Here is a 26,761-nt window from a genome sequence, read left to right as displayed (position 1 = left end):
CCTATGAAATCACTTTCTTATATCATATTAAGTTTTGTGGCAATAAGTTTTTATGCCTGTGGAAATCAAAATTCTAATTCAGGTCAAAATGAAACTGAAGCTATACAAGTTAAAACCATAAGTGTAGAATCTTCAAATGATTCTGACTTGAGTTTTAGTGGTATGCTTAGCGCAGAACAAATGTCAACTTTAAAAACACGGCAAGCGGGCTATGTGAAAAATATTTTTGTCAATGTTGGAGATGAGGTTCAGAAAAACCAAAAACTCATTCAAATTGACAGCGAAGAGCTCAATGCACAAAAAAAACAAGCTCAAGCTGCAGTTAATCAAGCTCAAAAACAATTTGACTTAGCACAAAAAAACCTAAAACGTTTTGAAAGATTAAGACAATCTAAAAGTGTATCCGACAGTGAGTTTGAACAAGTAGAGTTAAAATTCCAATCCGCTCAATCTGGTTTAGAGTCCGCCAAGCAACAACTCAATCAAGTGCAATCTATGATGAGTTACACCAGTATAAAAGCACCATTTTCTGGTAAAATTAGTCAAAAGTTGATTCAAGTTGGAGATATGGCTATGCCAGGAATGCCTTTGTTAACACTATCATCATCAAATCAACTTGAAGTGAAATCTACAGTGAGTGAATCTCAAATCAATAGTATCAAAAAAGGGCAAAACGTTCAGATTGAAATACCGAGTATTGGTAAAGTTTATTCAGGAAAAATCACTGAAGTCAGTAACTCATCAGAAAGTTCAAACAGTCAATACTTTGTAAAAAGCATTTTTACTGAAAAGCCAGAAAAGGCATTAGCTGGTATGTATGCAAATATATCTGTAAAAGCACCACAAACTAACTCTCAATATGAAAATGCGTCAATTCGTATTCCACGTTTTGCTATCGTTCAAAAAAATGGATTACAAGGCGTTTACGTTGTTGGAAAAAGTGATACAGCTTTATTAAGATGGATAAAAACTGGAAGTGCAGATGAAGAAACTATCGAGGTTTTATCTGGTCTTTCTGCTAATGACAAAATCATTATCGATGCCGATGGCAGATTGTATAACGGAGTAAAAATTAAAGAATAACAAAACAAAACTATCGTGAAAAAAGGATTTGCAGGAAATATAGCCAAAGCATTTTTAGACTCAAAAATCACAATCTTACTGATGATTGTTTTTATGGTCATCGGGGTTTACAGCTCGTTTTTGATTCCACGAGAGGAAGAGCCACAAATCGATGTGCCAATGGCTGATATTTTTGTAGGTTATCCAGGAGCCAGTCCATCTGAAGTTGAATCGCGTGTAGTCAAGCCTTTAGAAAAAATTGTTTCAAATGTTACAGGTGTAAAATATGTTCACTCTACTTCTATGCGTGGACAAGCGATGCTTATCGTTCAGTTTTATGTGGGTGAAGACATTGAGCGTTCGTATGTAAAACTTTACAACGAACTGATGAAAAATATGGTCAAAATGCCTGCAGGTGTTACGCCACCATTAGTCAAAACCCGCTCAATTGATGATGTGCCAATTATGAATTTAACCCTTTGGAGCGATGAAGTTGATGACACGCAAATGAAAAAAGTGGCACTTACGCTTAAAGATGAAATTGAAACCATTGAAGATATTTCAATCGTTGATGATATTGGCGGTCGTCGTGAGCAAATTGATATTATTATCAATCCTGCAAAGCTCGACTTCTATAAACTCAATGTTTCTCAAATTCAAAATTTGCTACAAGCTAATCACCAAAGCCAATTTACTGGTGATTTGACCAATGCAAATCAAAGTATCAGGCTTAAAACCGGTCAATTTTTTAATTCGATTAAAGACATTCAAAAATTAATCGTGGGTCAAAATGGACAGCAACCGATTTATTTACATCAAGTTGCAGAGATAAAATATGCGGCTTCTACACCACAAAATTATGTTTCTTTTGGATATGGAGTCGCTTCAGCACAACAGAAAAATTATCCTTCAGAATATCCTGCTGTGAGTTTATCTATTGCAAAACGAAAAGGTGCAGATGCTATGCAATTAGCAGAACAAATAGAAGCCAACATCGCTCAATATAAAGCAGAATTTATTCCAGATAACATACAAGTTGAAGTTACTCGGAATTATGGTAAAACCGCATCACAAAAAGTCTCAGGATTGCTTTTACACTTGTTAGGTGCCATCATAGCAGTAACCATTATCGTGATGTTGGCGATGGGCTGGCGTGGTGGTTTGGTAGTGTTTTTATCGGTTCCTGTAACTTTCGCCTTAACTTTGCTAAGCTATTATCTTTTAGACTATACGCTCAACCGAATCACGCTTTTTGCCTTAATTTTTGTTACGGGTATTGTGGTTGACGACTCTATTATCATCGCTGAAAATATGCACCGGCATTTTAAAATGAAACAACTGCCTTTTAAAAAAGCGACGATTTATGCTATTAACGAAGTAGGCAATCCCACCATTTTAGCAACACTTACGGTAATTGCGTCGGTTTTGCCAATGGCTTTTGTTAGCGGATTAATGGGGCCTTATATGAGTCCGATGCCTATTGGTGCTTCAATTGCTATGATTTTATCCTTGTTTGTTGCTTTGACCATAGTGCCATATCTTGGGTTTATTTTTTTAAAGAAAACCAAAAAAACTTCTGAAGATGAAAAACCTAAGGATATTACAGATTCTAAAATCTATAAGTTTTATAAAAAAATACAGCTACCATTATTAGAGAGTAAAGCCAAACGCTGGGGATTTTTAGCCATCATTTTCATTCTCTTATTTGCATCTTTTATTTTGTTTTTTACCAATTCCGTTGTTGTCAAAATGTTGCCCTTTGACAATAAAAATGAATTTCAAATTGTCATTGACTTACCCGAAGGTAGCACATTAGAACAAACCAACGCCGTTACGCAAGAAATTGCCCAATACGTAAGGCAACGACCTGAAGTGGTCAATTATCAATCTTATGTTGGCACAGCATCGCCTATCACATTTAATGGTCTTGTCAGACATTACGACCTAAGACAAAACAAATATCTATCTGATATACAAGTCAATATAACCGATAAAAACGACCGTTCAATTCAAAGTCACGACATTGCCAAAGATTTTAGAGCTGGCGTAAAAGCCATTGCCGACCAGTTTGGTGCACAAATCAAAATTGTAGAAGTGCCACCTGAATCACCTGTTTTGTCAACGATAGTTGCTGAAGTTTATGGTCCAGATTATCAAAAACAAATTCAACTGGCGGATAGTATCAAAACTATTTTAAATAAAACTCAAGATGTTGTTGATATTGATTGGCAAGTAGAAGCTCCACAAACAGAATATGATTTGATAATTGATAAAGAAAAAGCCCAACTCAAAGGTATTCAACAAACTCAAATTATTCAAAATTTGAATATTTTGATGCAAGATCAACCCGTTGCAAGACTTTATGAAGAAAATGCCAATTTACCAACAAGTATTTCTATTAAACTTTCTGATGCAAGTAAAAGTAGTATTGATAAAGTTTTGAATGTGCCTGTGGTTGCTCAAAATGGAATAGCTTATCCAATTTCAGATTTTGTTAAACCCGTTAAAAAAACCATTGAAAAAAGTATCAATAGAAAAAATCAACGCCGTGTAGTTTATGTTACTGCAGATATGGCGGGCAAACTTGAAAGCCCAGTTTATGCCATTCTCGGTATGGAAGACAAGCTCAAAGCTATTGATATGCCAAAAGGCTACAATGTTAACGAATTATTTATAGGTTTTCCTGAAAACACCGATGATTTTACAGTAAAATGGGATGGCGAATGGCAAATCACCTTAGAAGTCTTTGGAGATTTAGGTATGGCTTTCTTAGGGGTCATTATCATCATTTACATGCTCATCGTTGGTTGGTTTCAAAGTTTTAGAGCACCAATAGTGATGATGATTGCCATCCCATTATCTTTAGTGGGCATCATTTTAGGGCATTGGATTTTGGGGGCATTTTTTACAGCAACTTCATTTATTGGAATGATTGCTCTATCAGGAATTATGGTTAGAAATTCTGTCCTTTTAATTGATTTTGTCAACCTAAAACAAAAAGAAGGAATGCCACTCAAAGAAGCTATTTTACAATCTGGTGCGGTAAGAACAACACCGATATTGTTGACCGCAGGAACGGTAGTCATTGGGGCTTTTGTTATTCTCTTTGACCCAATATTTCAAGGTTTGGCAATTTCACTTATGGGTGGTTCAATTGCTTCAACGGTATTGACACTTATTGTTATTCCTTTGATTTATTACATCATAGAAAAAAATAAAACAAATAATTAAATTAAAAATAAACACCTTTTAAAATTACAAAAATGAAATTAGTAATTCTTACAGCTGTTGAAAGTTATCAAAAAGATATATACAAGCTTTTTAAAAAAGCTAATATTGAAAGTTATAGTGGTTCTGAAATTGAAGGATTTAAAAATAATAATCAGATTTTAGCAACATCAAGTTGGTTTCCTAGTATTAAGGGAGCGAGTGAATCAGTTATGTTTTTTTCATTTACAGAAAATAAAAATATTGAAACTTTGTTTCAACTCATAGAGGAATACAATCAAAATATAGAAACCAATAATCCAATTAGGGCTGTGGTTTGTCCTATAGAAAAATTTATATAAACTTTTAAAAATAAATAATTATGAGAAATAGAATGGTAAGAGGTATTGCTGGAAGTTTTGTGTTAATCAGTTTATTATTAGCTGTTTACGTCAACATCAACTGGTTGTGGTTTACCGCATTTGTCGGTGCTAATTTATTGCAATCGTCACTAACCAAATGGTGTTTACTTGAAGATATCTTAAAGAAGCTTGGGGTAAAGCAATAAGTTTTGCCTCTTTTCAATAAAAGTTGTTAGCCTTAATCTTATACATAAATTAAGTGCTAAAGCATAGCTTATCTTGATATTCTCCTTATTTTTGTGCTCCAAATTACATATTATGCACAAAACAGCTTTATATCAAAAACACGTTGATTTAGGTGCCAAAATGGTGCCTTTTGCAGGTTATGAAATGCCAGTCAGTTATGAAGGCGTCAATGCTGAACACCAAAACGTCAGAAATCATCTTGGTGTTTTTGATGTCTCTCATATGGGTGAATTTTTTGTAGAAGGTCCTGAAACTCAAGATTTGTTACAATATATCACCAGTAATGATGTCTCTAAACTCGTTGATGGTCAAGCCCAATACACTTGTTTGCCAAATGAAAAAAATGGCATCGTAGATGATTTAATTATATACCGATTTAATGCTGAAAAATTTCTCCTTGTCGTCAATGCATCTAACATTGATAAAGATTGGAAATGGATAAACACCCATAATACGTTTGACGCCAAACTGAGAAATGCCAGTGAAGATTACAGTCTTCTTGCCGTCCAAGGCCCAAAAGCTATTGAAGCCATGCAAGCACTAACCGATGTTGATTTATCAGCCATTAAATTTTATCATTTCACAGAAGCTAAATTCGCAGGAGCCGACGATGTCATAATTTCAGCTACGGGTTATACAGGCGACGGTGGATTTGAATTGTATGTCAAAAACGAAAATGCTGAACAAGTTTGGGACAAAGTTTTAGACGCTGGAAAGGATTATGGCATTAAACCCATCGGTTTGGCTGCACGTGATACTTTAAGACTTGAAATGGGCTTTTGTCTCTATGGCAATGATATTGATGAAACCACTTCACCACTTGAAGCTAAATTAGGTTGGATTACAAAATTCAACACTGATTTTATCAATAAAGATAATCTTTTAAAACAAAAAGAAGAAGGTGTCGAGCGCAAACTCATCGCTTTTGAATTGCTTGACAAAGGCATTCCACGAAAAGACTATCCTATTCTTGATACCGATAATAATCCTATTGGTTATGTTACTTCTGGCACACAATCTCCGAGCTTAAATAAAGCTATTGGATTGGGTTATGTCAAAACAGGATTTCATCAGGTTGACCAAAAGATTTTTATTCAAATCAGAAAAAAGCAAGTGCGTGCTAAAGTTGTAAAATTGCCGTTTTACAAAAAATAAGTTTGATATTTATAACTTTAACCTCGGGTCAAGTTTTTTTTTGTTTATTGATATGAAAACAATACCAAAACTTCGATAGGAACGAGACCAACTCAAGTTGGACTTGTTCAGATGTTTTAGCATCGAGCGGAATCAAGATGTTATTGTTCTCGACTTCGCTCGAACCTAAAACAATTTTGAGGTGTAAAGATAATTACTTATATTTAAAGCATAAAATTTAATTTATGGATAAGTTTAAAGGAGAAAGTATTATTGATTTTTTTGAAAAGTACAAAACTGACTTAGATTGTCTTGAATATCTATCTATGATAAAATGGAAAGATGGATATAAATGTTCAAAATGTAATCATGATAAGTTTACTGTAAGGAAAGCTAATTTTGCCAGGGACTGTAATCGTTGTCATCACATTGAAAGTCCTACTGCAAATACATTATTTCACAAAGTAAAGTTTGGTGTTAGAAAAGCTTTTGGGATTGCTTTTGAGATGAGTGCAACCACTAAAAGTATATCTGCATCACAAATTGCAAAGCGATATTCAGTAAGTCGTCCCACCGCATGGCTTTTTATGCATAAAGTGCGTAAAGCTATGAAGAGCAGTGAATCACACCCTATGGAAGGAACAGTCTATGTGGATGAATACAGCTATCGTTTGAATAGGTCAATACATAAGCAAACTATATTTGACAATCTAATTAACAGAATGGTGAGAAGTCAACATATTGATTATCAACAAATAAAAATAAGTAACTAAGTTAACACCTCTAAACAATTTTAAAAAATAATAAGATTAAACATAAATATTTGTATTTTATTACAATATGATAAAAATGTCTAATTCAAATAAGTTTTCAACATTTAAAAATCCAAAACCCTTATTTTGAGAATACTAATTATTGGAGCAAGCGGATTTTTGGGTCAGGCACTTTTTAAAGAGCTCAATCCTTATTTTGATGTTTTTGGAACCTATTTTACATCACAAAAAAGCTACGACTCCAATCGGAGATATTATCAGTGGAATGTTGAAAGTGAAAGCATCTCTCCTATTCTAAATGCAGTAAAGCCCGATATTATCCTGACGAGTTTTAAAGGTGCTTTCTCTGCTCAAGTTGAAGCTTATCAAGAAATGATCAGTTATGTAGTGAGACACCATAAAAAATTGATGTTTATATCAACGTCTAATGTGTTTGATGCCTTTACCAATTATCCATCTTACGAATACGACAAAACCCTTTCAGGTAGCATTTACGGTCGGTTTTTGATTAAAATTGAAAATGCATTATTGCGTTTGCCTAATGCTTATTATAACATTCTAAGGTTGCCCATGGTTTTTGGAAAAACATCGCCAAGACTTCAAGAAATTTTAAAATTATATGATTTAAATGAAGCTATTGATGTGTTTCCAAAAGTGATTATCAACGCCACAACCGACAAGAAAATATGTCAACAGACCCATTATATCATCAATCAAAATTTGCAAGGTGTTTTTCATTTAGGCTCTTCTGATTTGATACATCATAAAGATTTGATTGAAGATATTTGTGAAATCAACGCCATAGAGAACCCTATATTTAGAAATAATTATCAATCTAATCAAGATCGATATTTAGCACTTTTACCCAAACACAACAAATTGCCAGAAAATTATCAAATTTCTATTCAAGACGTTATCAATACTTCTAAAATAATGTAAGTTAAAGGGGTTTTGTTTGACTTTATTTAGGGTTTTCTCAGAAATTCAGAATTTAAAATTATAGATTTTGGATTTGTTATAAATAGTGTGACTACAATCCAACTATTTAAAACCGTTGAAAGGTTAGGATTGTGCATTGCCTTTTTAGCCTAAAAGATAATGACGGTTATCCAACTTATGGTAATTCAAGAAAAGATTGGGACAGTGGTAAACGCTGGAGTTTTCAAAATCCTGAGTATCGATAGTTGATTTCAAATCTTTCTATAATCTATTTTTATATTTGTTTGTCTAATCTATTTAAAATAGGCTAAATTTGTTAAATCTTAACCTAAAGCTATTAATCTTTTGCGATAATGAGAAAAGTTTACTTATTTCTATGCCTGGTCAATCTGTGTTTATTGTCGTGCAACAATCCTAAATCAACAGATCAAGCCAAACCAGTTGACAAAAATTTACCCATAGCAGACAACAGCAGAAATGCTTTAGACTGGAATGGCACCTACAAAGGTATTTTACCTTGTGCAGATTGTATTGGAATAGAAACTCAAATCACATTAAATCAAGATTTGAGTTACACAAAATCAATGAAATATTTGAGTAAAAATGATAGCGTTTATTTGACAAAAGGTCAATTTAAATGGAATGATAATGGCAGTAAAATATACTTAGACAGCAGTAAAAAAAAGGCTTATCAAGTAGGTGAAAATAAGCTTTTCGTCTTAGACCAAAAAGGTGAAAGAATTTCTGGAAACCTTGAAGAACGCTTTATTTTAAACAAATTATCTTCAAAAAATCAATGGCTTGAAACCTATTGGAAGCTCATAGAGATTGATGGCAAACCTATTGATGTAACAACTTTACAAAACGAAGCTCACTTGATATTTAAAATTCAAGACAGTCTTGTAGTTGGCTCAGGTGGTTGCAACAGATTGAGTGGAAGATATAGTTTGAGTGAAAACAATTTTATTGATATTTCACAAATGCGAAGCACTTTGATGGCTTGTGAAAATATGGCAATTGAACAAGCTTTAAGTCAAGCTATTCAAAACGTAAAACAATATAAATTTTATGAAGATACACTTCAATTTTTTGATGATAGTCAAAACAAAAAATTGACATTTATAAAATTCTAAAATTCAATTTAATAATTGATTATAATATCTGTTATATAATTTTAGCCTTTCAAATTTTCAAGACTTTCTTTTAAAGTTTCAATTTTAGCTATGGCATCAGCTTGTTTTTGTTTTTCTTTAGCTACCACTTGTTCAGGTGCATTATCTACAAAACGTTTGTTAGACAATTTTTTATCAACTGATTTCAGGAAACCTTGATAATAGTCTAAATCTTTTTGAAGTTTTTCTTTTTCCGCTTCAATATCTATTGAACCTTCTACTGGTATGTAATAAACATTAGATTTTACACTAAAACTCAAAGCTCCATCCTGTTGTTCATTGACGTAACTCAAATTGTCAATATGTCCTAATTTCTCGATTACGCAATCAAATTCTGCTGAAAAGTTCTCTTTGTTTTCTATTTTTAAATCGATTGAAGTTTTAAAAGGTATATTTTTTGACTTTCTAATGGATCGAACCTGTGTGATAACTTCTGCAGTTAAATCAAAGTTTTTGATGATATCCTTATCAAAAGGTTTTTGTTCTGGTCATTGAGAAACAATCAAAGCTTCATCAGCTTGGCGTGTTTTGATGTTTTGCCATAGTTCTTCTGTGATAAAAGGCATGAATGGATGCAAAAGTTTAAGATTATCTTCAAAAAATTGAATGCAAGTAGCTTTTGTTTTAGCATCAACAGGTTGCTGATAAGCAGGTTTTAATATTTCTAAAAGCCATGAACAGAAGTCATTCCAAACCAACTTGTAACAACTCATCAACACGTCTGAAATTCTATATTTTGAGTAATGATCTTCAATTTCGTGAAGACATTCTTGAAATTTGTTTGAATACCAATCAAGCCCAATCTTAGTCGCATCAGGTTGATTTATGTTTTCATCGACTTCCCAAGATTCAATTAAACGGTAGGCATTCCAAATTTTATTGGCAAAAGATTTTCCCTGTTGGCAAAGTGCTTCGTCAAAAAGTAAATCATTGCCAGCGGACTACTCAATAACAGTCCTACGCGAACCCCATCGGCACCAAAATCATCGATTAAACCAATAGCATCGGGTGAATTTCCTAAAGATTTTGACATCTTTCGACCTTGTTTGTCTCTAACCAAACCCGTTAGATAGACATTGTCAAAAGGTTTTTGATTTGCAAATTCGTAACCTGCCATAATCATTCGTGCTACCCAAAAGAACAAAATATCTGGACCAGTAACTAAATCTTTGGTTGGATAGTAATATTTGAATTCTTCATTATTGGGATGTCTTATACCGTCAAAAACTGACATTGGTCAAAGCCAAGACGAAAACCAAGTATCTAAACTATCTTCATCTTGAATCAAATCTTCTTTTGAAATTGATGAATTATCAAATTTGTCTTGAGCGAGTTTTACAGCATCTTCAATATTTTTAGCAACCACAAATTTTGTTCGGTCAACACCGTTGGATGTTTTAAGATAATAGGCTGGTATTTGGTGACCCCACCAAAGTTGACGGGAGATATTCCAATCTCTCACATTTTCAAGCCAATGTTTATAGGTGTTTTTAAATTTAGAAGGAAACAGTTTGACCGTTTCATCTTTCATCACAGCATCAAGAGCAGGTTGTGCTAAATCCTTCATTTTTAAAAACCATTGTTCTGACAACTTAGGTTCAATAACGGCTTTGGTGCGTTCTGATAGACCTATTTTATTGGTATAATTTTCAGTTTTAATTAAAAAACCCTCTTCTTTTAAAGCCTTTGCAAAAGTTTTTCTAGCTTCAAATCTATCTTGACCTTGATAATCTAAGGCATTTGCATTTAAAGTTGCATCATCATTAAAAACATCTATAATTTCCAATTGATGTCTTTCTCCAATAGCTTTATCATTTTCATCATGAGCTGGCGTTATTTTTAAGCAACTTGTTCCAAATTCCATATCGACATATTCATCAAAAATGATTGGAATTTCGCGGTTAACAATTGGCACAATAGCTTTTTTTCCTTTAAGATGAGTAAAGCGTTTGTCGTTTGGATTGATGCAAATGGCCGTATCGCCAAAAATAGTTTCTGGTCGGGTTGTCGCAATTTGCAAAACTTCATCACTATCAACTATTGGATATTGAACATAATACAATAACCCCTGTTGTTCTTCATAGATAACTTCTTCGTCAGAAAGCGTGGTTTTGGCTTCGGGATCCCAATTTACCATTCGATGACCTTTGTAAACCAAGCCTTTTTTATACAAATCAATAAAAACCTGAATGACAGACTCATACATATCATCATCCATCGTAAATTTAAGGCGATCCCAATCACAAGAAGCCCCGAGGCGTTTGAGCTGAGATAATATTTGACCACCATAGTTTTGCGTCCAATCCCAAGCGTGCTTCAAAAATTCATCACGAGACAAATCTGATTTTTGGATGCCTTCTGTTTTGAGTTTTGCAACCACTTTAGCTTCTGTAGCAATAGAAGCGTGATCGGTTCCTGGCACCCAACAAGCGTTATAACCTTTGAGTCTGGCTCGTCTTATCAAAACATCTTGAATGGTATTGTTGAGCATATGCCCCATGTGCAAAACACCAGTAACATTTGGTGGCGGAATAACAATGGTATAAGAAGGTTTCTCATTGATTTCTGAATGAAAAAAATTGTTTTCCATCCAATATTTATACCACTTTTGCTCTACTTCATGAGGTTGGTAAGACGATGCTATTGCCATAAATTATTTATTTAAGCGACAAAAATACAGATAAGCTTAATAAATTGTAAAATTAATCTTTGTTAATCTCAATAAATTTTGAATTTCATTTTTTTTAGTATATTTGATTTCAATTTAAAAGCATGAAAACAAATTTTTTGATTTTATTTTTATCAATAACCAGTATTTTTTATGCCCAAAAAATCAGCAAATTAGAATTTGATTCAAATTCAAAAGATTATGGGACATTAAAATATGGCGAACATGCACAGTGTGAATTTTATATAACCAATACTGGCAAGGAAAATGTTGTCATAAAAAGTCTTAAATCTAATAGTAGAAATATCGAATTTAAGCTAGATGATAGCCTTATCAAGCCTGGTCAAAAAATCAAATTAGTTGTGATTTACAACACAGAAAATCCAGATTCGATACGAAAAACTATAACTGTTTTTACCGATGCTAAACCCAGTGTATATACATTAAGTTTAAAAGGTCGCGTCTTGCCTAAGCCTTAATCATCAACTTCTTTTAATCGGCTTCTTAAGGTCAAAGACTTTGTGTATGTTCTACCACCGCGTTTTATAACAAAGCTGATTTCTCTGCCTTCTGTTGAGCTTAAAATTTCAAATATTTCTTCTAAATCATACCGATAACTCGCACGACCTTCAATTTTCAGAATTTGGTCACCAGCAATAAAACCAGCTTCAAAAGCCGATGAATTCAACCTTACAGCACCAACTTTCAATATTGGTCTTTTCTTTATAATCAATTTAGACTTAACAGTTTGTGCTTTGTTATAACCTGTTGAATTATCATGTTGAACTTGAGCTCTGGAAAAGACATGTTGGTATTGAACAATTTGTTGGTAGCCATCATATTTCAAAATTAGACCGCTCATATCATAATTAAAAGGTTTGTCTATATCGTGATTTGGTTTAAAATAGATTTTTAGATTGTTGTAATCAAAAATCCAATGAAAACGTCTTAAAATTTCAGAACCCAAAACCCCTATATTTTTAGCAAAACTTACGCCAGTATATGCTAAACTATCTGGATAGGCTATTTTGGGTTGTTTTAGTAGATTTGAACCTAATTTAAAAGCTTGAGCTTTAGACCGTTTCCCTTTTATCATATCAGCAAATCCATAACCTAAAATATCATCAAAACTCAAAGGTGGAATTTTAACATCAGATTTTGGATGAACCCAAATAGCATCTCCAGAACCCGTATCAATAAGAAATGTAAATTCACGCCAAATATCGTATTGTTGAAGCGAGGTTCTTATGTAAGGTTTCTGTTTAAACAATTTCAAATCAAGTGTTTCATAATTGTTGAGAGATTTACTAAAAAATTGAGGATTATATACTTTTAAGTGGTTTTTTATATAATTAATTTTCACAATTAGTGTTTTAAAAAACTCATAACCTATTATTCCTTGAACCTGATACCCAATTTTGTCAGACACATTAAAGCTTTTATCAAAAATAGCATAAACCGTATGGTTAGTATCTTTAAGTTTTCCTATTTCAAGCTCGTTATTTTTCATCTTATAAGCATAGGTTTTAGCATTAGAAACGCCCTTAATCAATATTTTTTTTGAATTATTTTTGATTTGGTTGTTAATATCATCTAAACCAAACACTACAGTTTTATCAACACCTGTATCTAATAAAAAATTCATTGGAATACCGTTAAGTTTAACCTTAACAATGATGAGATTGTTGTAATCAATAAAGTTTATTTTATATTTTCTTTTACCAGGTCTGTGAAAAATAAATCCATCATAATTTTGTGCAAGCGAAGAAAAACTCACCACAAAAATCAATAGTGTCAAAGAAATTATTTTCATAAACATGATAAAACTAAAATCTTTTGAAATAAAAATTAATCATTCAAAAATTAAAACTTTAAATTCGCAATAAAAATTATATATGCCAAAAATTTCAAGTAAAGGGATTTCTATGCCAGAGTCACCAATACGAAAACTTCAACCATTTGCAGACCAAGCTTTAAAAGAAGGCAAACATATTTATTATCTAAATATAGGTCAACCCGACATCAAAACACCTCAAAAAGCTATTAATGCTGTAAAAGAGACTGACATAGAAATCCTTTCTTATAGTCCATCCCAAGGATTTAGCAGTTATATAAACAAGCTTGTCAGATATTACTCAAACAACGGCATAAACATAAACGAAGATAATCTAATTGTTACAACTGGCGGTAGTGAAGCCTTGTCTTTTGCTCTGGGAAGCATCACAGACTTTGGAGATGAAATTATAATACCCGAACCCTTTTACGCAAATTACAACGGATTCTCAACCGCTTGTGGAGTCAAAGTAGTACCTGTAACTTCTAATTTAGACAATAATTTTGCACTTCCTCCAATAACCGAATTTGAATCAAAAATTACAAATAAAACCAAAGCCATTTTGCTGTGTAATCCAGGAAACCCAACGGGATATTTATACACAAAAGAAGAAATTGAAGCCATAGCTGATTTGGCATTGAAACACGATATTTTTATTCTCGCTGACGAAGTTTATAGAGAATTTACCTATGATGGTCATAAACACCACTCTATAATGAGTCTTGAACGCTTAAAAAACCATGCCATTATGGTTGATTCGGTTTCAAAACGATTTTCAATGTGTGGAGCACGTATTGGATGCTTAGTTTCAAAAAATAAAGACCTGATGAAAACTGCCATGAAATTTGCTCAAGCTCGTCTCAGTCCACCGACTTTGGCTCAAATTGCCAGCGAAGCCGCGTTAGATGTTGATGACCAATATTTTGAATCTATCAATGCAGAATACACAAAAAGACGAAACACCCTTGTTAAAGGTCTTGAAACCATAAAAGGCGTGAAAGTAGCTAACCCAAAAGGTGCTTTTTATTGCGTTGTAGAACTCCCTGTAGAAAACACAGAACATTTTGCTCAATGGCTTCTTGAAAAATTTGAATATGAAGGCGAAACAATTATGGTTGCTCCCGCTGCTGGTTTTTACTCTACACCTAACACAGGGCTCAATCAAATTCGAATTGCTTATGTACTCGAACAAAGCAAACTCATAAAATCTATTAATTTATTGAAAATAGCTCTCGAAGAATATCAAAAATAGATGGTTACTAAAACAAACTTTTCTCTCAAAAACAATAACACTTTTGGCATTGATGTTAAAGCTAAACAATATATTAGTGTAGAAAATTTTGAAGAATTGAAGCATATTTTAAAACGCTTTTATACAGAAGAAATTTTTGTTTTGGGTGGCGGAAGCAATATGCTATTGACCAAAGATATTTCTAAAACTGTTATTCATATCAACACCAAAGGAAAAAAAATAGTTGACGAAAAAAATAATCACATTATTATTGATGCAGATGCTGGTGAAGTTTGGCATGATTTTGTGATGTGGACTATAAATCAAGGTTTTGGCGGTTTAGAAAACCTAGCCCTTATACCAGGCAAAGTTGGCTCTGCTCCTATTCAAAATATTGGTGCCTATGGTAGAGAATTAAAAGATGTATTTGTATCTTGTGAAGCTATTCACAGACAAACGCTTGCATTAAAAACATTTACAAAACAAGATTGCAAATTTGGTTACAGACAATCTGTGTTTAAACAAGAATTAAAAGATATCTATATCATTACAAAAGTTCGTTTTAAATTAACAAAAAAACACCATGATTTAAAAACAGACTACGGTGCAATAGAAAACGAACTCAACAAAATGAAAGTTTCAAAACCACAACCCAAAGATATTGCTCAAGCCGTTATTGCAATAAGACAATCTAAACTACCAGACCCTAAACAAATTGGTAACTCTGGAAGTTTCTTTAAAAATCCAATTGTAAACAAATTACAATTTGAAAAACTCAAACATCAACACCCCAACATACCTCACTACAAAATTGATAATAACAGCATAAAAATTCCTGCTGGATGGTTAATTGAGCAATCAGGTTTAAAAGGTTATCGCGATGGCGATGCAGGCACTCATGACCGCCAAGCACTAGTTCTTGTAAATCATGGCAATGCCTGTGGTAAAGATATATTAGAACTCTCAAAAAAAATTCAAAATACTGTACTTCAAAATTTTGATATTAAATTAAGTCCTGAAGTCAATATTTTTTAAATACCGTTAATCTTTAAAAGTGTATTTGCTTTTTAAACTAACATTTGTTAGTTTTGAATACCATAAATTTGATATGTCAAAATTTTACCCTTTACAAGTTAAAGAAATATCTAAAGAAACAAACAACTGCACTGTTGTCTCATTTGATATTCCTGAAGATTTAAAACAGAAATTTCAGTTTAATCCAGGTCAACACCTAACCCTAAAAAAAGAGATAAATCAAGAAGATTTAAGACGATCATACTCTCTTTGTAGCAGTCCGCTGGACAATGAATGGAAAGTAGCTGTAAAACAAATACCAAATGGTAAGTTTTCAACCTATATCAATACTTATTTAAAAAAAGGAGATAGCATAGAAGTCATGCCTCCAAGTGGAGAATTTGGTTTAAAATCTAAGCCTAAACAATCCAAAAATTATTTGTTTTTTGCTGCTGGTAGTGGTATTACACCAATCATATCAATGATTAAAACCTACCTAAAAAATGAACCAAATTCAAATTGTAGGCTATTTTATTTGAATAAAAACGCAAAATCTATTATATTTAAAGAAGAATTAGAGCAGATTAGAAATAAGTTCTTTGGAAGATTTGAATTATTCTATTTTCTAACTCGAGAAAATAGAGATATTGAATTGTTTAATGGTCGATTTACCTCAGAAAAAATCAAACAATTAACCGATACCATTTTAAACCTAAACACCATAGATGAATGTTTTATTTGCGGTCCTGAATCTATGATTTTCACCATTCGTGACCAATTGTCTGATTTAGGTTTTCCTAAAGAAAAAATTCATTATGAATTGTTTGTAACAGGTTTATCAAAAGCCGATAAAAAAAGAGTAGATAAAGTAAGGCAAAGCAGAAAAGGCTCTACTTCAATAACTATTTTAGATGCTGGTAAAGAGTTTCATTTTGAAATGCAAAAGGACGACGACAATATTCTAGACATTGCTCTAAATGCTGGTGCCGATTTGCCTTATGCCTGTAAAGGTGGAGTTTGTAGCACCTGTAAATGTAAAATTAAGGAAGGAAAAGTTGAAATGAAAGTTAATTATGCTTTAGAAAAAGATGAATTAAATAATAATTTCATTTTAAGTTGCCAATCCATTCCTACAACTCCTAAAATTGTATTAGATTTTGATGTATAATCTTTAAAGAAAAAAACATGAGTTCAAAAAAAGTTAAAAATTTAGAACAAATTTTTGAAGCAAAAATTGCTAATGACGAGAAAATTGAACCTAAAGACTGGATGCCAGAAAAATACCGCCAAACACATATCAGACAAATTTCTCAACATGCACATTCAGAAATTGTAGGTATGTTACCTGAAGGCAATTGGATCACTAGAGCACCGTCTTTAAGACGAAAAGTTGCCCTTTTAGCCAAAGTCCAAGATGAAGCTGGTCTCGGACTTTATCTGTATTCTGCAACCGAAACTTTAGGGGTATCGCGTGAAGAACTCTTTGAACAACTCCACTCAGGAAAAGCTAAATATTCCAGCATATTTAATTATCCTACACTAACTTGGGCTGATATCGGTGCCATTGGATGGTTAGTTGACGGTCTTGCAATCATCAATCAAGTGCCTTTGTGTAACACCTCTTTTGGTCCCTATGCTAGAGCCATGGTTAGAGTATGTAAAGAAGAAAGCTTTCATCAACGACAAGGTTACGAAATTATGCTCACACTTTGTAATGGAACCAAAGAGCAAAAAGACATGGCTCAAGATGCTTTAAATCGTTGGTGGTGGTCATCGCTGATGATGTTTGGTCCAACAGATGATCAATCTACCCATACCGAGCAATCTATGAAATGGAAATTAAAACGCAAAACCAACGACGAATTGCGTCAACAATTTATAGATCAAACTGTGCCACAAGCTGATATTCTTGGACTTAAAATTCCTGATAATGATTTAAAATATAACAACAAAACTGGTCATTACGACTTTGGTAAAATTGATTGGGATGAATTTTGGCAAGTTGTTAAAGGTCATGGCAAATGCAACAAACAACGCTTAAATGCACGAAAAAAAGCTTGGGAAAATGGTAAATGGGTCAGAGATCTTGCAATGAAATATGCAGAAAAACAAACAGATAAAAACGTAAAGGAAGCCATCTGATTTTTATAAGTTTCTCTATTTTTTTATAATAATATCTGAAGGATATTATAACTGATATATTTTTTCTTACATCACAGCATTTTCAATTTCAAATTTCATTGAAGTGTATTACTTTTACACAAATTTTATCAAATGCTTACCATTGGAATTGCGGGTGGAACAGGAAGTGGCAAAACTACTGTTGTCAACCACATTTTAGACGAACTTCAACATGATGAAGTTGATGTGATTTATCAAGATTCTTATTACAAAGATACCTCGCATCTCAGCTTTGAAGAGCGAAAAAACATCAACTTTGATCACCCACAATCTATAGATTTTGAACTCTTAGTCAAACACCTCAAGACCCTGAAATCTGGACAACATGTTGAACAACCTATCTATTCATTCAAAACCCACAACCGAACAGGTCAAACCAAAACCACTCAACCCCGAAAAGTGATGATTGTTGAAGGAATTTTAATCCTAACCAATCCTGCTATTCGCGAAATGTTGGATATCAAAATTTATGTCCAAACCGATTCGGATGAACGCCTTATTAGACGACTTAAAAGAGATATTGCAGAACGCGGTAGAAATCTTGACGAAGTTTTAGATCGATACCAAAATACCCTAAAACCAATGCATATTGAATTTATCCAGCCAACAAAGGAGTTTGCAGACATTATTATTCCTAACAATAAATACAATAATGTTGCGGTTGAAATTGTTCAAACTATTATCAAAGAACGTCTCATCTAATTTTGTATCTTTATCCATATGAAGTGGAAAAGCCTAAAACAAAAAACTTGGTTTAAAATCCTGACCAATAGATACATTTTTGTATTACTTGTATTTACGGTATGGATGCTGTTTTTTGATACCAATTCTTGGCTAACTCACCAAAAATTAAACGATGAAATCAATGAGATTGAAAACAATATCAACTACTACAAATCTGAAATTGAAAAGGATAAAAAAACTTTAAAAACCTTAAAAGATTCTGTAGAAATTGAAAAATTTGCCAGAGAAACTTATTTTATGAAACGTGAAAACGAAGACGTATTTATCATCAAATATGAAGACAGTCTAAATAAATAAATTATGCCAAAACAACTTTTTGAAGAATTTAAGCTTGTATCTGAAAAAACTTGGAAACAAAAAATTCAAGCTGACCTCAAAGGAAAAGATTACAACCAAACAATGTTGACTTCAACTGACGAAGGCATTGATATCAAACCTTTTTATCATCAAGATTCGCATCAAAAACTCAATATTCCTTCTCCTCAACAATGGTTGATTACTGAAAAAACTGATGATTTAGAAAATTTAGACCAATTCAAATCAAAAGGTGCTGAAGCGTTTTGGATAAAATCAGACCAATTACCTGAAAATATAAGCAATCTAAACTTGCCATTAATATTAGAAATTGACCAACCTGAGCAATTTAATTTTGAATCCCGAAAAAATTTAATCTACAAATTTGATCCTATTCACCATTTAGCACAAACAGGAAATTGGTTAAAAAGTCAAGACAAAGATTTTAGTTTACTTCAAAATTTTGTTGAAAAATCGAGCAGTTTAAATATTGATTCTCGACTATACCACAACTCAGGTGCCAATATCACACAACAACTCGCCTACTCTATCGCTCACCTCAACAGCTATTTTAAAGCATTGGATTTTAGTGAAATTCAAACTTTAAAACTTTATATCTTTTGTGGTATCGGACCAAATTATTTTTTTGAAATAGCAAAACTGAAGGCTTTAAGAGTTTTAGTAAACAGCATTTGCAAATACAAAAATATCAAATACAAACTCAAAATAATTTCTGAACCTGGACAACATCACATGAGCATTTACGACTATAATGTCAATTTGCTCAGAACAACTACAGAATGTATGAGTGCAATTCTTGGTGGAAGCGATTTGGTCTGCAACACCACTTATGACAAGATTTTTAAAAACAACAACGAATTTAGCCAACGCATTGCGAGAAATCAACTCTTGATTCTTAAAAATGAAAGTTATTTTGACAAAGTTAGCAATCCTTCAGACGGCAGTTATTATGTTGATTATCTGACGAATGCCTTATCAGAAAAAGCTTTAGAACTCTTTAAATCTATAGAAAAATCTAATGGATTTATCCAACAATTATTTGATGGAAAAATACAAGAAAAAATTGACCAACAATTTTCAAAATCTTTAGAACAATTTAAAAATAAAAAATTAAAACTCGTTGGCGTGAACGTTTTTGAAAATGAAGACGACAAAATGAAAGAACAATTAGAAAAAAATATATTTCCAACAAAACACAAACGCAAAACCCTTTTAAAACCTATCACAAAACGTCGTATTGCAGAACAACTAGAACAACAAAGACTTTCTCAAGAAAACATTTAAAGACAGCTTGATTATGGCAAAAGATATCAACAACATAAAACTCAATTTCGATTTTGATGAGACCTCAAAGTCTGATGAAAAATTTTTGACGAATGAAAAAATTGAAATTAAAAATCGATATACTCAAAATGATATTCAATCGCTTGAGCATCTAAATTTTGCGACTGGTATTCCACCCTATTTGCGTGGCCCATATTCCAGTATGTATGTTGGTCGTCCGTGGACAATTCGCCAATATGCGGGCTTTTCAACAGCCGAAGAAAGCAATGCTTTTTATCGCCGCAACCTTAAAGCCGGTCAAAAAGGACTTTCTGTGGCATTTGATTTACCAACACATCGCGGTTACGATAGCGATCACGAACGCGTAGTAGGCGATGTCGGTAAAGCTGGCGTAGCCATTGACAGCATTGAAGACATGAAAGTCTTATTTGATCAAATTCCTTTAGACCAAATGTCCGTTTCAATGACTATGAATGGGGCAGTTTTGCCCATAATGGCATTTTACATTGCTACAGCCCATGAAACAGGCGTAAAATCTGAACAACTCTCTGGCACCATTCAAAACGATATTCTAAAAGAATTTATGGTGCGCAACACCTATATTTATCCGCCAACGCCATCAATGAAAATCATTGCCGATATTTTTGAATACACCTCTCAAAATATGCCAAGATTTAATAGCATTAGTATTTCAGGCTACCATATGCAAGAAGCCGGTGCTACAGCCGATATTGAATTGGCTTACACGCTTGCCGATGGTTTAGAATACATCAAAACAGGCTTAGATGCAGGAATGGATATTGATAGTTTTGCACCAAGATTGTCATTTTTTTGGGGCATTGGTATGAATCATTTTATGGAAATCGCCAAAATGAGAGTCGCCAGAATGCTCTGGGCAAAGTTGGTCAAACAATTTAATCCTAAAAATCCAAAGTCTTTAGCTTTAAGAACGCATTGCCAAACCAGTGGCTATTCACTCACAGAACAAGACCCGTTTAACAATGTTGCGAGAACTTGTATTGAAGCTACAGCTGCAGCTTTTGGCGGTACACAAAGTTTACATACCAACGCTTTAGATGAAGCCATTGCTTTACCCTCAGATTTTTCTGCACGTATAGCGAGAAACACGCAAATCTATTTACAAGAAGAAACCCAAATTACAAAAACCGTCGATCCTTGGGCTGGTAGTTATTACGTTGAAAAATTGACTGACGACATCGCCAAACGTGCTTGGAAACACCTTGAAGAAATTAAGTCTCTTGGCGGAATGACCAAAGCCATTGAAAAAGGTATTCCCAAATTGCGTATAGAACAAGCTGCCGCTAAAAAACAAGCCAAGATTGATTCAGGTCAAGACAAAATTATAGGGGTTAACAGTTATCGTCTCGACAAAGAAGACCCTATTGTAACCTTAGAAGTTGATAACCAAAAAGTAAGGTTGCAACAGATAGAAAAACTAAAAAAATTAAAAGCCGAAAGAGACGAAAAACAAGTGCAAAAAACACTTGAAAAACTCTATCAAACCGCAAAAAGCGGTCAAGGTAATTTGTTAGAAATTGCTGTGCAAGCGGCAAAACAAAGAGCAACCTTAGGAGAAATCAGCGATGCTTTAGAACGTGAATACGGAAGGCATCAAGCAGAAATTCAATCTTTTAGTGGCATTTATAGTAAAGAGATGAAAACAGATCAAACTTTTGAAAAAGCCAAACAATTGGCCGACAAATTTGCAGAACTTGAAGGTCGAAGACCTCGCATTATGATTGCCAAAATGGGACAAGACGGTCACGATAGAGGTGCAAAAGTTGTTGCAACAAGCTATGCCGACCTCGGTTTTGATGTCGATATTAGTCCACTGTTTCAAACCCCACAAGAAGCCGCCCAACAAGCCGTTGAAAATGACGTGCATGTGCTCGGCGTGTCTTCTCTTCTGCAGGTCATAAAACCCTTGTTCCTGAAGTCATCAAAGCTCTTAAAGACTTAGGTCGAGAAGATATTATGGTGATTGTTGGTGGTGTGATTCCCTCAGCAGATTATGAATTTTTGTTTGATGCTGGTGCAGTTGCAGTTTTTGGTCCAGGAACCAAAATTAGCCAAGTCGCTATAGATTTATTAGAAATTCTTATAAAAACCATTCCCGACTAAATATAAACAAATTATGGCATATCAAGACAAAATGCTCAGAGATGATGCTCTCAAAGGAAAAAATTACGTCGTTACTGGTGGCGGTAGCGGACTCGGCAAATCTATGACTCGCTATCTGTTAGAGCTCGGTGCTAAAGTAGTCATCACTTCACGAAATCTGGACAAATTAAAAAATACTGCCAAAGAACTTGAGGATGAAACAGGAAGCGAAGTCCTCGCTCTACAATGCGATGTTAGGGATTATGATGCCGTTTGTAAAATGAGAGATGATAGCATCAAGCATTTTGGCCGTATTGATGGTTTGCTGAACAATCTTGCTGGAAATTTTATTTCACCTACTGAACGTTTGTCTGCCAATGCGTTTGATACCATTATTGATATTGTTTTAAAAGGTAGTAAAAATTGCACTTTAGCTTTTGGCAAAAAGTGGATAGAACTCAAAGAAAAACAAAAAGTGGTTTTAAATATTGTCACGACTTATGCTTGGACAGGTTCAGCTTATGTTGTGCCAAGTGCAACCGCCAAAGCTGGGGTTCTTGCTATGACGCGATCCTTAGCTGTTGAATGGGCTAAATATGGCATTCGGTTTAATGCCATTGCACCTGGACCTTTTCCTACTAAAGGTGCTTGGGACAGACTTTTACCTGGCGACCTCAAAGAAAAATTTGATTTATCTAAAAAAGTGCCTCTTCAGCGTGTTGGCAATCATCAAGAATTGGCTAATCTAGCGACTTATCTTCTGTCTGATTTTGCAGAATATCTCAACGGTGAAGTGGTGACTATAGATGGTGGCGAATGGCTAAAAGGTGCGGGACAGTTTAACCTATTAGAACAAGTGCCAGAAGAACTATGGGATATGCTGGAGCAAATGATAAAAGCTAAAAAGAATAACTAATTAGAGCTTTGTAAAGCTTTTGCACGATTTGGATAATCAGTAATGAGACCATCAACGCCAAGTTCTAATAAGTTTTGCATATCGCTGATTTCGTTTACTGTCCATGGAATTACTTTGACACCACTGTTATGGGCTTGTTTAACATCTAAACTATCAAGGGTTTTAAAATATGGACTATAAATTTGTGGTGTTTTACCTAAATCTTGTAAATTCTCATAAAAGCTTCCATTTTCTACCAAATAAGCAGTAGAGATTTCGGGATAATGGTCAATAACATACCTCACAACACGCTTATCAAAACTTTGAATATTAATTTTATTTAAAGGAATCAATTCGTTTTTTATCGTTTTTATAACCAAATCTGCAAACACATCAGGTTTAGGATGATAAACACCATCGGTTTCTGGAGACGACTTAATTTCGATATTAAGTGAAACACGTGTTCCTTTTTTTTTCAGATTATCTGTTGTCATTTTGATAACCTCAGATAATAAAGGCTTATGAGTTTTGAGAGGTTTTTGCTCAGGAAAATTAGGATGTTGTAAACTTCCACAATCAAAGGTTTTTATGTCTTCATAATTCATCTTGTAAAGATTGAACTGAGATGAATCTGATATTTTTTGACCTTGAGCATTTAAACAAACATCAGGGTTCATATAAGCATCGTGTGAAACAACCACCATAGAATCTTTTGAAATCACAACATCAAGCTCTAAAGTATTCACTCCAATATCTATGGCTTTTTGAAAAGCTTGAAGACTATTTTCGGGCAAAATTCCTCTAGCTCCGCGATGACCTTGTAGGTCAAATTTATATGTTATTAAAGTCATAGATTTTGACGAATCAGTTTTTTTGCATGAGAGTAAACTTTTGGCAAACCCCAGTAAAACAAATAAGATTAAAATATTTTTCATCCTAAAATGTTTTGCTCAAATCACCAATCATTTTTTCAGGTTTGACCCATTCGTCAAATTCTTCAGCTGTCAAATAACCGAGGTTAATAGTCGCTTCTTTAAGTGTTGAACCATCTTTATGGGCTTTGTTGGCAATTTCTGCGGCTTTGTAATAGCCTATTTTGGTGTTTAAAGCTGTTACTAACATCAGGCTATTGTTGAGCAGTTCATCAATGCGTTCTTGATTAGCTTCAATACCAATCACACAATTATCTGCAAAAGACATACAAGCATCGCCAATGAGTTCAGCACTTTGTAAAAGGTTTGTCGCCATAACAGGCTTAAACACATTGAGTTCAAATTGACCTTGCATACCACCGACGTTTACCGCAACATCATTTCCTATGACTTGAGCAGAAACCATAGTTAAAGCTTCACACTGTGTTGGATTTACTTTTCCAGGCATAATAGATGAACCAGGCTCGTTGGCTGGAATAATAATTTCGCCAATTCCACTGCGTGGACCAGAAGATAACATTCTAATATCATTTCCGATTTTATTCAATGAAACTGCGAGTTGTTTTAAAGCACCATGAGTTTCTACTAAAGCATCATGTCTTGCTAAGGCTTCAAATTTGTTTTGTGCGGTTTTAAATTCAAAACCAGTAAATTTTGAAATATATTCAGCGACTTTAACATCATATCCGTCTGGTGTATTTAATCCTGTTCCCACTGCAGTACCTCCTAAAGCTAACTCTTGTAAATGTGGTAGGGTGTTTTTTAATGCTTTTAATCCAAAGTCTAATTGAGCTACATAACCGCTAAACTCTTGACCTAAAGTTAAAGGTGTGGCATCCATAAAATGAGTTCGTCCTATTTTAACCACATTTTTAAGGTCTTTTGCTTTACGGTCTAAAGTATTTCGGAGATGTTGAACCCCAGGAATGGTGTTTTCTATAAGTTTTTTATAAATCGCAATATGCATTCCTGTAGGAAAAGTGTCATTAGAAGATTGAGATTTATTGACATCGTCATTAGGTTGTAAAGTTTTTTCACCTTCACCTAAGGTTTTTCCTGTTATAATATGAGCACGATTGGCTATAACTTCGTTGACATTCATATTGCTTTGTGTGCCTGATCCCGTTTGCCAAATAACTAAAGGGAATTGGTCATCGTGTTGACCTTCTAAAATTTCATCACAAACTTGGGCGATTAAATCTCGTTTGTCTTCGCTCAAAACTCCTAATTCAGCATTGGTATAAGCTGCGGCTTTTTTGAGATAAGCAAAGCCATAAACTATATCTAAAGGCATAGATGCTTGTGGACCTATCTTAAAATTGTTACGTGAACGTTCTGTTTGTGCTCCCCAAAGTTTATCTTTTGGAACTTTGACTTCACCAATAGTATCTTTTTCTATTCTATATTTCATAATGCTGAATTTTTGCTCCACAAATTTAACTAAAGTCGAGCTAAAAATTGAATTGAGAATATAAAATTATAAATTTTAATGCATTAAATTTTGTGTGCCTTTAAGATGTTTATATTAATTAAAAACATTTATATTTGTAACAAATTTTAGCAATCATGTTTGAGTTTGATCAATATCTTGGGTTTATTTTGTTTTTAACCATTCTTACTATAGGGTTTTGGTTATTAATTTTCTTAACTGCTATTTTGCCATATTGGATTAGCGGTTCTCTAAAAGAACGTTTAAGAGAGAACAAAAAACGCAAGCAAGAACAAGAGCAAGAATCGGCTTAATCTTTAGTTTCTTCACCATAAAACAAGCCGTCTTATCGCACTGACGATTAATGTCAGTAAGGAAAGTCCGGACACCATAGTGCAGATAGCGGGTAACGCCCGTCATCTTGATGAATAATCAGGATTGGACAAGTGCAACAGAAAGCAAGTACAGTTAGGCTGTAGTGAAATCAGGTAAACTCTATGCGGTGCAATACCATGTAAACCAAGGCTTGAAAGTGGCACGCTTGATCTTGGAGGGTTGGTAGCTTGAGATTTAGAGCAATCTAAATTCTAGATAAATGATAAGATTCCGTCAAGGCGGAAACAGAATCCGGCTTATAGGCTTGTTTTATTTTTTAATAACTGAACCACGAAAACACTGAGTGACCATATTTGCGTTGTTCTTCAAAATTTGTATGCTCTGACAAATCAGTATGTTTTGAATGTTCAACAATTAAAATACCTTGTTTGGCGAGATGATTATAGTCAAAAACGGTATCAATTAAAGTATAAAATTCTTCTATGGTTAAATCATAAGGCGGATCGGCAAAGATGATATCATAAGTTTCATCTGATGTTTTCAAAAAGTGGATAACTTCTTGTGTTTTAATACTGATATTTATGTTAAGTTGTTCAGCAGTATAATCGATAAAATCGGTACAGCCTTTGTTTTGATCTACCGCAGTAATTTCCGTTGTTCCTCGAGAAGCAAATTCAAATGTAATGGAACCTATACCTGCAAATAAGTCCAAAACTTTTAGCCTATCGAGTTGGTATTTGTGATATAAAATATTAAACAAAGCCTCTTTAGCTCTATCTGTGGTAGGTCTTACGGGTAAATGTTTTGGAGCGTTTATTCTACGACTTTTAAATTGCCCTGAGATAATTCGCATGTTTGTTGGTGTTTAGCTTTAAGCTAATA

The 26,761-nt window shown here is 33.7% G+C and carries 21 protein-coding genes, 1 other RNA gene and 3 pseudogenes; 20 read left to right on the top strand and 5 right to left on the bottom strand.

Features of this window, described 5'->3' with window-relative positions; genetic code table 11:
* Window positions 1-3: 3 nt before the first annotated feature.
* The 8 genes and pseudogenes from IGB25_RS02105 to IGB25_RS02065 all read left to right on the top strand — a co-directional run bounded on the left by IGB25_RS02105 (window position 4) and on the right by IGB25_RS02065 (window position 8,856).
* A complete protein-coding gene (locus IGB25_RS02105; RefSeq protein ID WP_211065962.1) occupies window positions 4-1,083 on the top strand; it encodes an efflux RND transporter periplasmic adaptor subunit in 1,080 nt (359 codons plus the stop codon).
* 15 nt (window positions 1,084-1,098) lie between these two features.
* Entirely contained in the window at window positions 1,099-4,293 is a 3,195-nt protein-coding gene (locus IGB25_RS02100) for an efflux RND transporter permease subunit (RefSeq protein ID WP_211065961.1), read from the top strand.
* Between the two features lie 32 nt (window positions 4,294-4,325).
* Entirely contained in the window at window positions 4,326-4,631 is a 306-nt protein-coding gene (locus tag IGB25_RS02095; RefSeq protein WP_211065960.1) for a hypothetical protein, read from the top strand.
* Window positions 4,632-4,651: 20 nt separating this feature from the next.
* On the top strand, window positions 4,652-4,837 hold the full coding sequence (locus tag IGB25_RS02090; protein ID WP_211065959.1) for a DUF2892 domain-containing protein: 186 nt from the start codon (window positions 4,652-4,654) through the stop codon (window positions 4,835-4,837).
* 112 nt (window positions 4,838-4,949) lie between these two features.
* On the top strand, window positions 4,950-6,032 hold the full coding sequence (gene gcvT, locus IGB25_RS02085) for a glycine cleavage system aminomethyltransferase GcvT (protein ID WP_211065958.1): 1,083 nt from the start codon (window positions 4,950-4,952) through the stop codon (window positions 6,030-6,032).
* Window positions 6,033-6,256: 224 nt separating this feature from the next.
* Window positions 6,257-6,676, top strand: a pseudogene (locus IGB25_RS02080) (transposase); the annotation flags it as partial.
* Window positions 6,677-6,910: 234 nt separating this feature from the next.
* A complete protein-coding gene (locus IGB25_RS02075) occupies window positions 6,911-7,723 on the top strand; it encodes a sugar nucleotide-binding protein (RefSeq protein WP_371815929.1) in 813 nt (270 codons plus the stop codon).
* A 398-nt stretch (window positions 7,724-8,121) separates the two neighbouring features.
* Window positions 8,122-8,856 carry a copper resistance protein NlpE N-terminal domain-containing protein gene (locus IGB25_RS02065; RefSeq protein WP_211065956.1) on the top strand — a complete coding sequence of 245 codons (735 nt, stop codon included), beginning with the start codon at window positions 8,122-8,124 and terminating at the stop codon, window positions 8,854-8,856.
* Between the two features lie 41 nt (window positions 8,857-8,897).
* Here IGB25_RS02065 and IGB25_RS02060 read toward each other — a convergent pair.
* Window positions 8,898-11,545 (bottom strand): annotated as a pseudogene (locus IGB25_RS02060) (valine--tRNA ligase).
* A gap of 122 nt (window positions 11,546-11,667) precedes the next feature.
* Here IGB25_RS02060 and IGB25_RS02055 point away from each other — a divergent pair.
* Complete coding sequence (locus IGB25_RS02055; protein WP_211065955.1) at window positions 11,668-12,042, top strand: DUF1573 domain-containing protein; 375 nt, start codon at window positions 11,668-11,670, stop codon at window positions 12,040-12,042.
* On the opposite strand, the gene IGB25_RS02050 is transcribed toward IGB25_RS02055, so the two are convergent.
* Complete coding sequence (locus IGB25_RS02050; protein ID WP_211065954.1) at window positions 12,039-13,376, bottom strand: retropepsin-like aspartic protease; 1,338 nt, start codon at window positions 13,374-13,376, stop codon at window positions 12,039-12,041. The genes IGB25_RS02055 and IGB25_RS02050 overlap by 4 nt on opposite strands.
* An 82-nt stretch (window positions 13,377-13,458) precedes the next feature.
* Between IGB25_RS02050 and IGB25_RS02045 the strand changes: the two genes are divergently transcribed.
* The 9 genes and pseudogenes from IGB25_RS02045 to IGB25_RS02005 all read left to right on the top strand — a co-directional run bounded on the left by IGB25_RS02045 (window position 13,459) and on the right by IGB25_RS02005 (window position 23,203).
* Window positions 13,459-14,649: a pyridoxal phosphate-dependent aminotransferase gene (locus IGB25_RS02045; RefSeq protein ID WP_211065953.1), complete on the top strand. Its 1,191-nt coding sequence runs from the start codon at window positions 13,459-13,461 to the stop codon at window positions 14,647-14,649.
* On the top strand, window positions 14,650-15,663 hold the full coding sequence (murB, locus tag IGB25_RS02040) for a UDP-N-acetylmuramate dehydrogenase (protein WP_211065952.1): 1,014 nt from the start codon (window positions 14,650-14,652) through the stop codon (window positions 15,661-15,663).
* A gap of 73 nt (window positions 15,664-15,736) precedes the next feature.
* Window positions 15,737-16,810: a 2Fe-2S iron-sulfur cluster-binding protein gene (locus tag IGB25_RS02035; protein ID WP_211065951.1), complete on the top strand. Its 1,074-nt coding sequence runs from the start codon at window positions 15,737-15,739 to the stop codon at window positions 16,808-16,810.
* A gap of 17 nt (window positions 16,811-16,827) precedes the next feature.
* Window positions 16,828-17,784: a 1,2-phenylacetyl-CoA epoxidase subunit PaaA gene (gene paaA, locus IGB25_RS02030; protein ID WP_211065950.1), complete on the top strand. Its 957-nt coding sequence runs from the start codon at window positions 16,828-16,830 to the stop codon at window positions 17,782-17,784.
* A 132-nt stretch (window positions 17,785-17,916) separates the two neighbouring features.
* A complete protein-coding gene (udk, locus tag IGB25_RS02025) occupies window positions 17,917-18,525 on the top strand; it encodes a uridine kinase (protein WP_211065949.1) in 609 nt (202 codons plus the stop codon).
* Window positions 18,526-18,543: 18 nt separating this feature from the next.
* Window positions 18,544-18,864, top strand: coding sequence for a septum formation initiator family protein (locus tag IGB25_RS02020; protein WP_211065948.1), 321 nt, complete (start codon window positions 18,544-18,546; stop codon window positions 18,862-18,864).
* A gap of 3 nt (window positions 18,865-18,867) precedes the next feature.
* Window positions 18,868-20,166 (top strand): methylmalonyl-CoA mutase family protein, encoded by a 1,299-nt coding sequence (locus IGB25_RS02015; RefSeq protein ID WP_211065947.1) that lies wholly within the window; start codon window positions 18,868-18,870, stop codon window positions 20,164-20,166.
* 13 nt (window positions 20,167-20,179) lie between these two features.
* Window positions 20,180-22,308: pseudogene (gene scpA / locus IGB25_RS02010) on the top strand (methylmalonyl-CoA mutase).
* A gap of 13 nt (window positions 22,309-22,321) precedes the next feature.
* A complete protein-coding gene (locus tag IGB25_RS02005; protein WP_211065946.1) occupies window positions 22,322-23,203 on the top strand; it encodes an SDR family oxidoreductase in 882 nt (293 codons plus the stop codon).
* Here the strand turns inward: IGB25_RS02005 and IGB25_RS02000 are convergent.
* Entirely contained in the window at window positions 23,200-24,117 is a 918-nt protein-coding gene (locus tag IGB25_RS02000; protein WP_247653574.1) for a glycerophosphodiester phosphodiesterase family protein, read from the bottom strand. The two genes, IGB25_RS02005 and IGB25_RS02000, sit on opposite strands and share 4 nt — an antisense overlap.
* Before the next feature lies 1 nt (window position 24,118).
* On the bottom strand, window positions 24,119-25,525 hold the full coding sequence (gene fumC, locus IGB25_RS01995; protein WP_211065945.1) for a class II fumarate hydratase: 1,407 nt from the start codon (window positions 25,523-25,525) through the stop codon (window positions 24,119-24,121).
* A 155-nt stretch (window positions 25,526-25,680) separates the two neighbouring features.
* On the opposite strand from fumC, the gene IGB25_RS01990 reads away from it, so the two are divergent.
* Entirely contained in the window at window positions 25,681-25,857 is a 177-nt protein-coding gene (locus IGB25_RS01990) for a hypothetical protein (protein WP_211065944.1), read from the top strand.
* A 19-nt stretch (window positions 25,858-25,876) separates the two neighbouring features.
* Window positions 25,877-26,194, top strand: an RNA gene (gene rnpB / locus IGB25_RS01985) — RNase P RNA component class A.
* A gap of 1 nt (window position 26,195) precedes the next feature.
* Here the strand turns inward: rnpB and IGB25_RS01980 are convergent.
* Window positions 26,196-26,732, bottom strand: coding sequence for an RsmD family RNA methyltransferase (locus tag IGB25_RS01980; RefSeq protein WP_211065943.1), 537 nt, complete (start codon window positions 26,730-26,732; stop codon window positions 26,196-26,198).
* Window positions 26,733-26,761: the final 29 nt, after the last annotated feature.

The organism is Flavobacterium sp. CS20 (assembly GCF_018080005.1).
Taxonomy (GTDB): Bacteria; Bacteroidota; Bacteroidia; order Flavobacteriales; family Flavobacteriaceae; genus Psychroflexus.
Note: the sequence above shows the minus strand (reverse complement) of the source record. Positions and strands in the feature narration are given on the sequence as shown.

Excerpts from the sequence above, each read along its gene's own strand:
- IGB25_RS02020 (WP_211065948.1), top strand. The coding sequence starts at position 18,544 with ATGAAGTGGAAAAGCCTAAAACAAAAAACTTGGTTTAAAATCCTGACC.
- IGB25_RS02105 (WP_211065962.1), top strand. The coding sequence starts at position 4 with ATGAAATCACTTTCTTATATCATATTAAGTTTTGTGGCAATAAGTTTT.
- IGB25_RS02015 (WP_211065947.1), top strand. The coding sequence starts at position 18,868 with ATGCCAAAACAACTTTTTGAAGAATTTAAGCTTGTATCTGAAAAAACT.
- murB (WP_211065952.1), top strand. The coding sequence starts at position 14,650 with ATGGTTACTAAAACAAACTTTTCTCTCAAAAACAATAACACTTTTGGC.
- IGB25_RS02095 (WP_211065960.1), top strand. The coding sequence starts at position 4,326 with ATGAAATTAGTAATTCTTACAGCTGTTGAAAGTTATCAAAAAGATATA.
- IGB25_RS02045 (WP_211065953.1), top strand. The coding sequence starts at position 13,459 with ATGCCAAAAATTTCAAGTAAAGGGATTTCTATGCCAGAGTCACCAATA.
- IGB25_RS01980 (WP_211065943.1), bottom strand. The coding sequence starts at position 26,732 with ATGCGAATTATCTCAGGGCAATTTAAAAGTCGTAGAATAAACGCTCCA.
- IGB25_RS02000 (WP_247653574.1), bottom strand. The coding sequence starts at position 24,117 with ATGAAAAATATTTTAATCTTATTTGTTTTACTGGGGTTTGCCAAAAGT.
- IGB25_RS02055 (WP_211065955.1), top strand. The coding sequence starts at position 11,668 with ATGAAAACAAATTTTTTGATTTTATTTTTATCAATAACCAGTATTTTT.
- IGB25_RS02005 (WP_211065946.1), top strand. The coding sequence starts at position 22,322 with ATGGCATATCAAGACAAAATGCTCAGAGATGATGCTCTCAAAGGAAAA.
- IGB25_RS02050 (WP_211065954.1), bottom strand. The coding sequence starts at position 13,376 with ATGAAAATAATTTCTTTGACACTATTGATTTTTGTGGTGAGTTTTTCT.
- udk (WP_211065949.1), top strand. The coding sequence starts at position 17,917 with ATGCTTACCATTGGAATTGCGGGTGGAACAGGAAGTGGCAAAACTACT.
- IGB25_RS02090 (WP_211065959.1), top strand. The coding sequence starts at position 4,652 with ATGAGAAATAGAATGGTAAGAGGTATTGCTGGAAGTTTTGTGTTAATC.
- fumC (WP_211065945.1), bottom strand. The coding sequence starts at position 25,525 with ATGAAATATAGAATAGAAAAAGATACTATTGGTGAAGTCAAAGTTCCA.
- paaA (WP_211065950.1), top strand. The coding sequence starts at position 16,828 with ATGAGTTCAAAAAAAGTTAAAAATTTAGAACAAATTTTTGAAGCAAAA.
- IGB25_RS01990 (WP_211065944.1), top strand. The coding sequence starts at position 25,681 with ATGTTTGAGTTTGATCAATATCTTGGGTTTATTTTGTTTTTAACCATT.
- gcvT (WP_211065958.1), top strand. The coding sequence starts at position 4,950 with ATGCACAAAACAGCTTTATATCAAAAACACGTTGATTTAGGTGCCAAA.
- IGB25_RS02035 (WP_211065951.1), top strand. The coding sequence starts at position 15,737 with ATGTCAAAATTTTACCCTTTACAAGTTAAAGAAATATCTAAAGAAACA.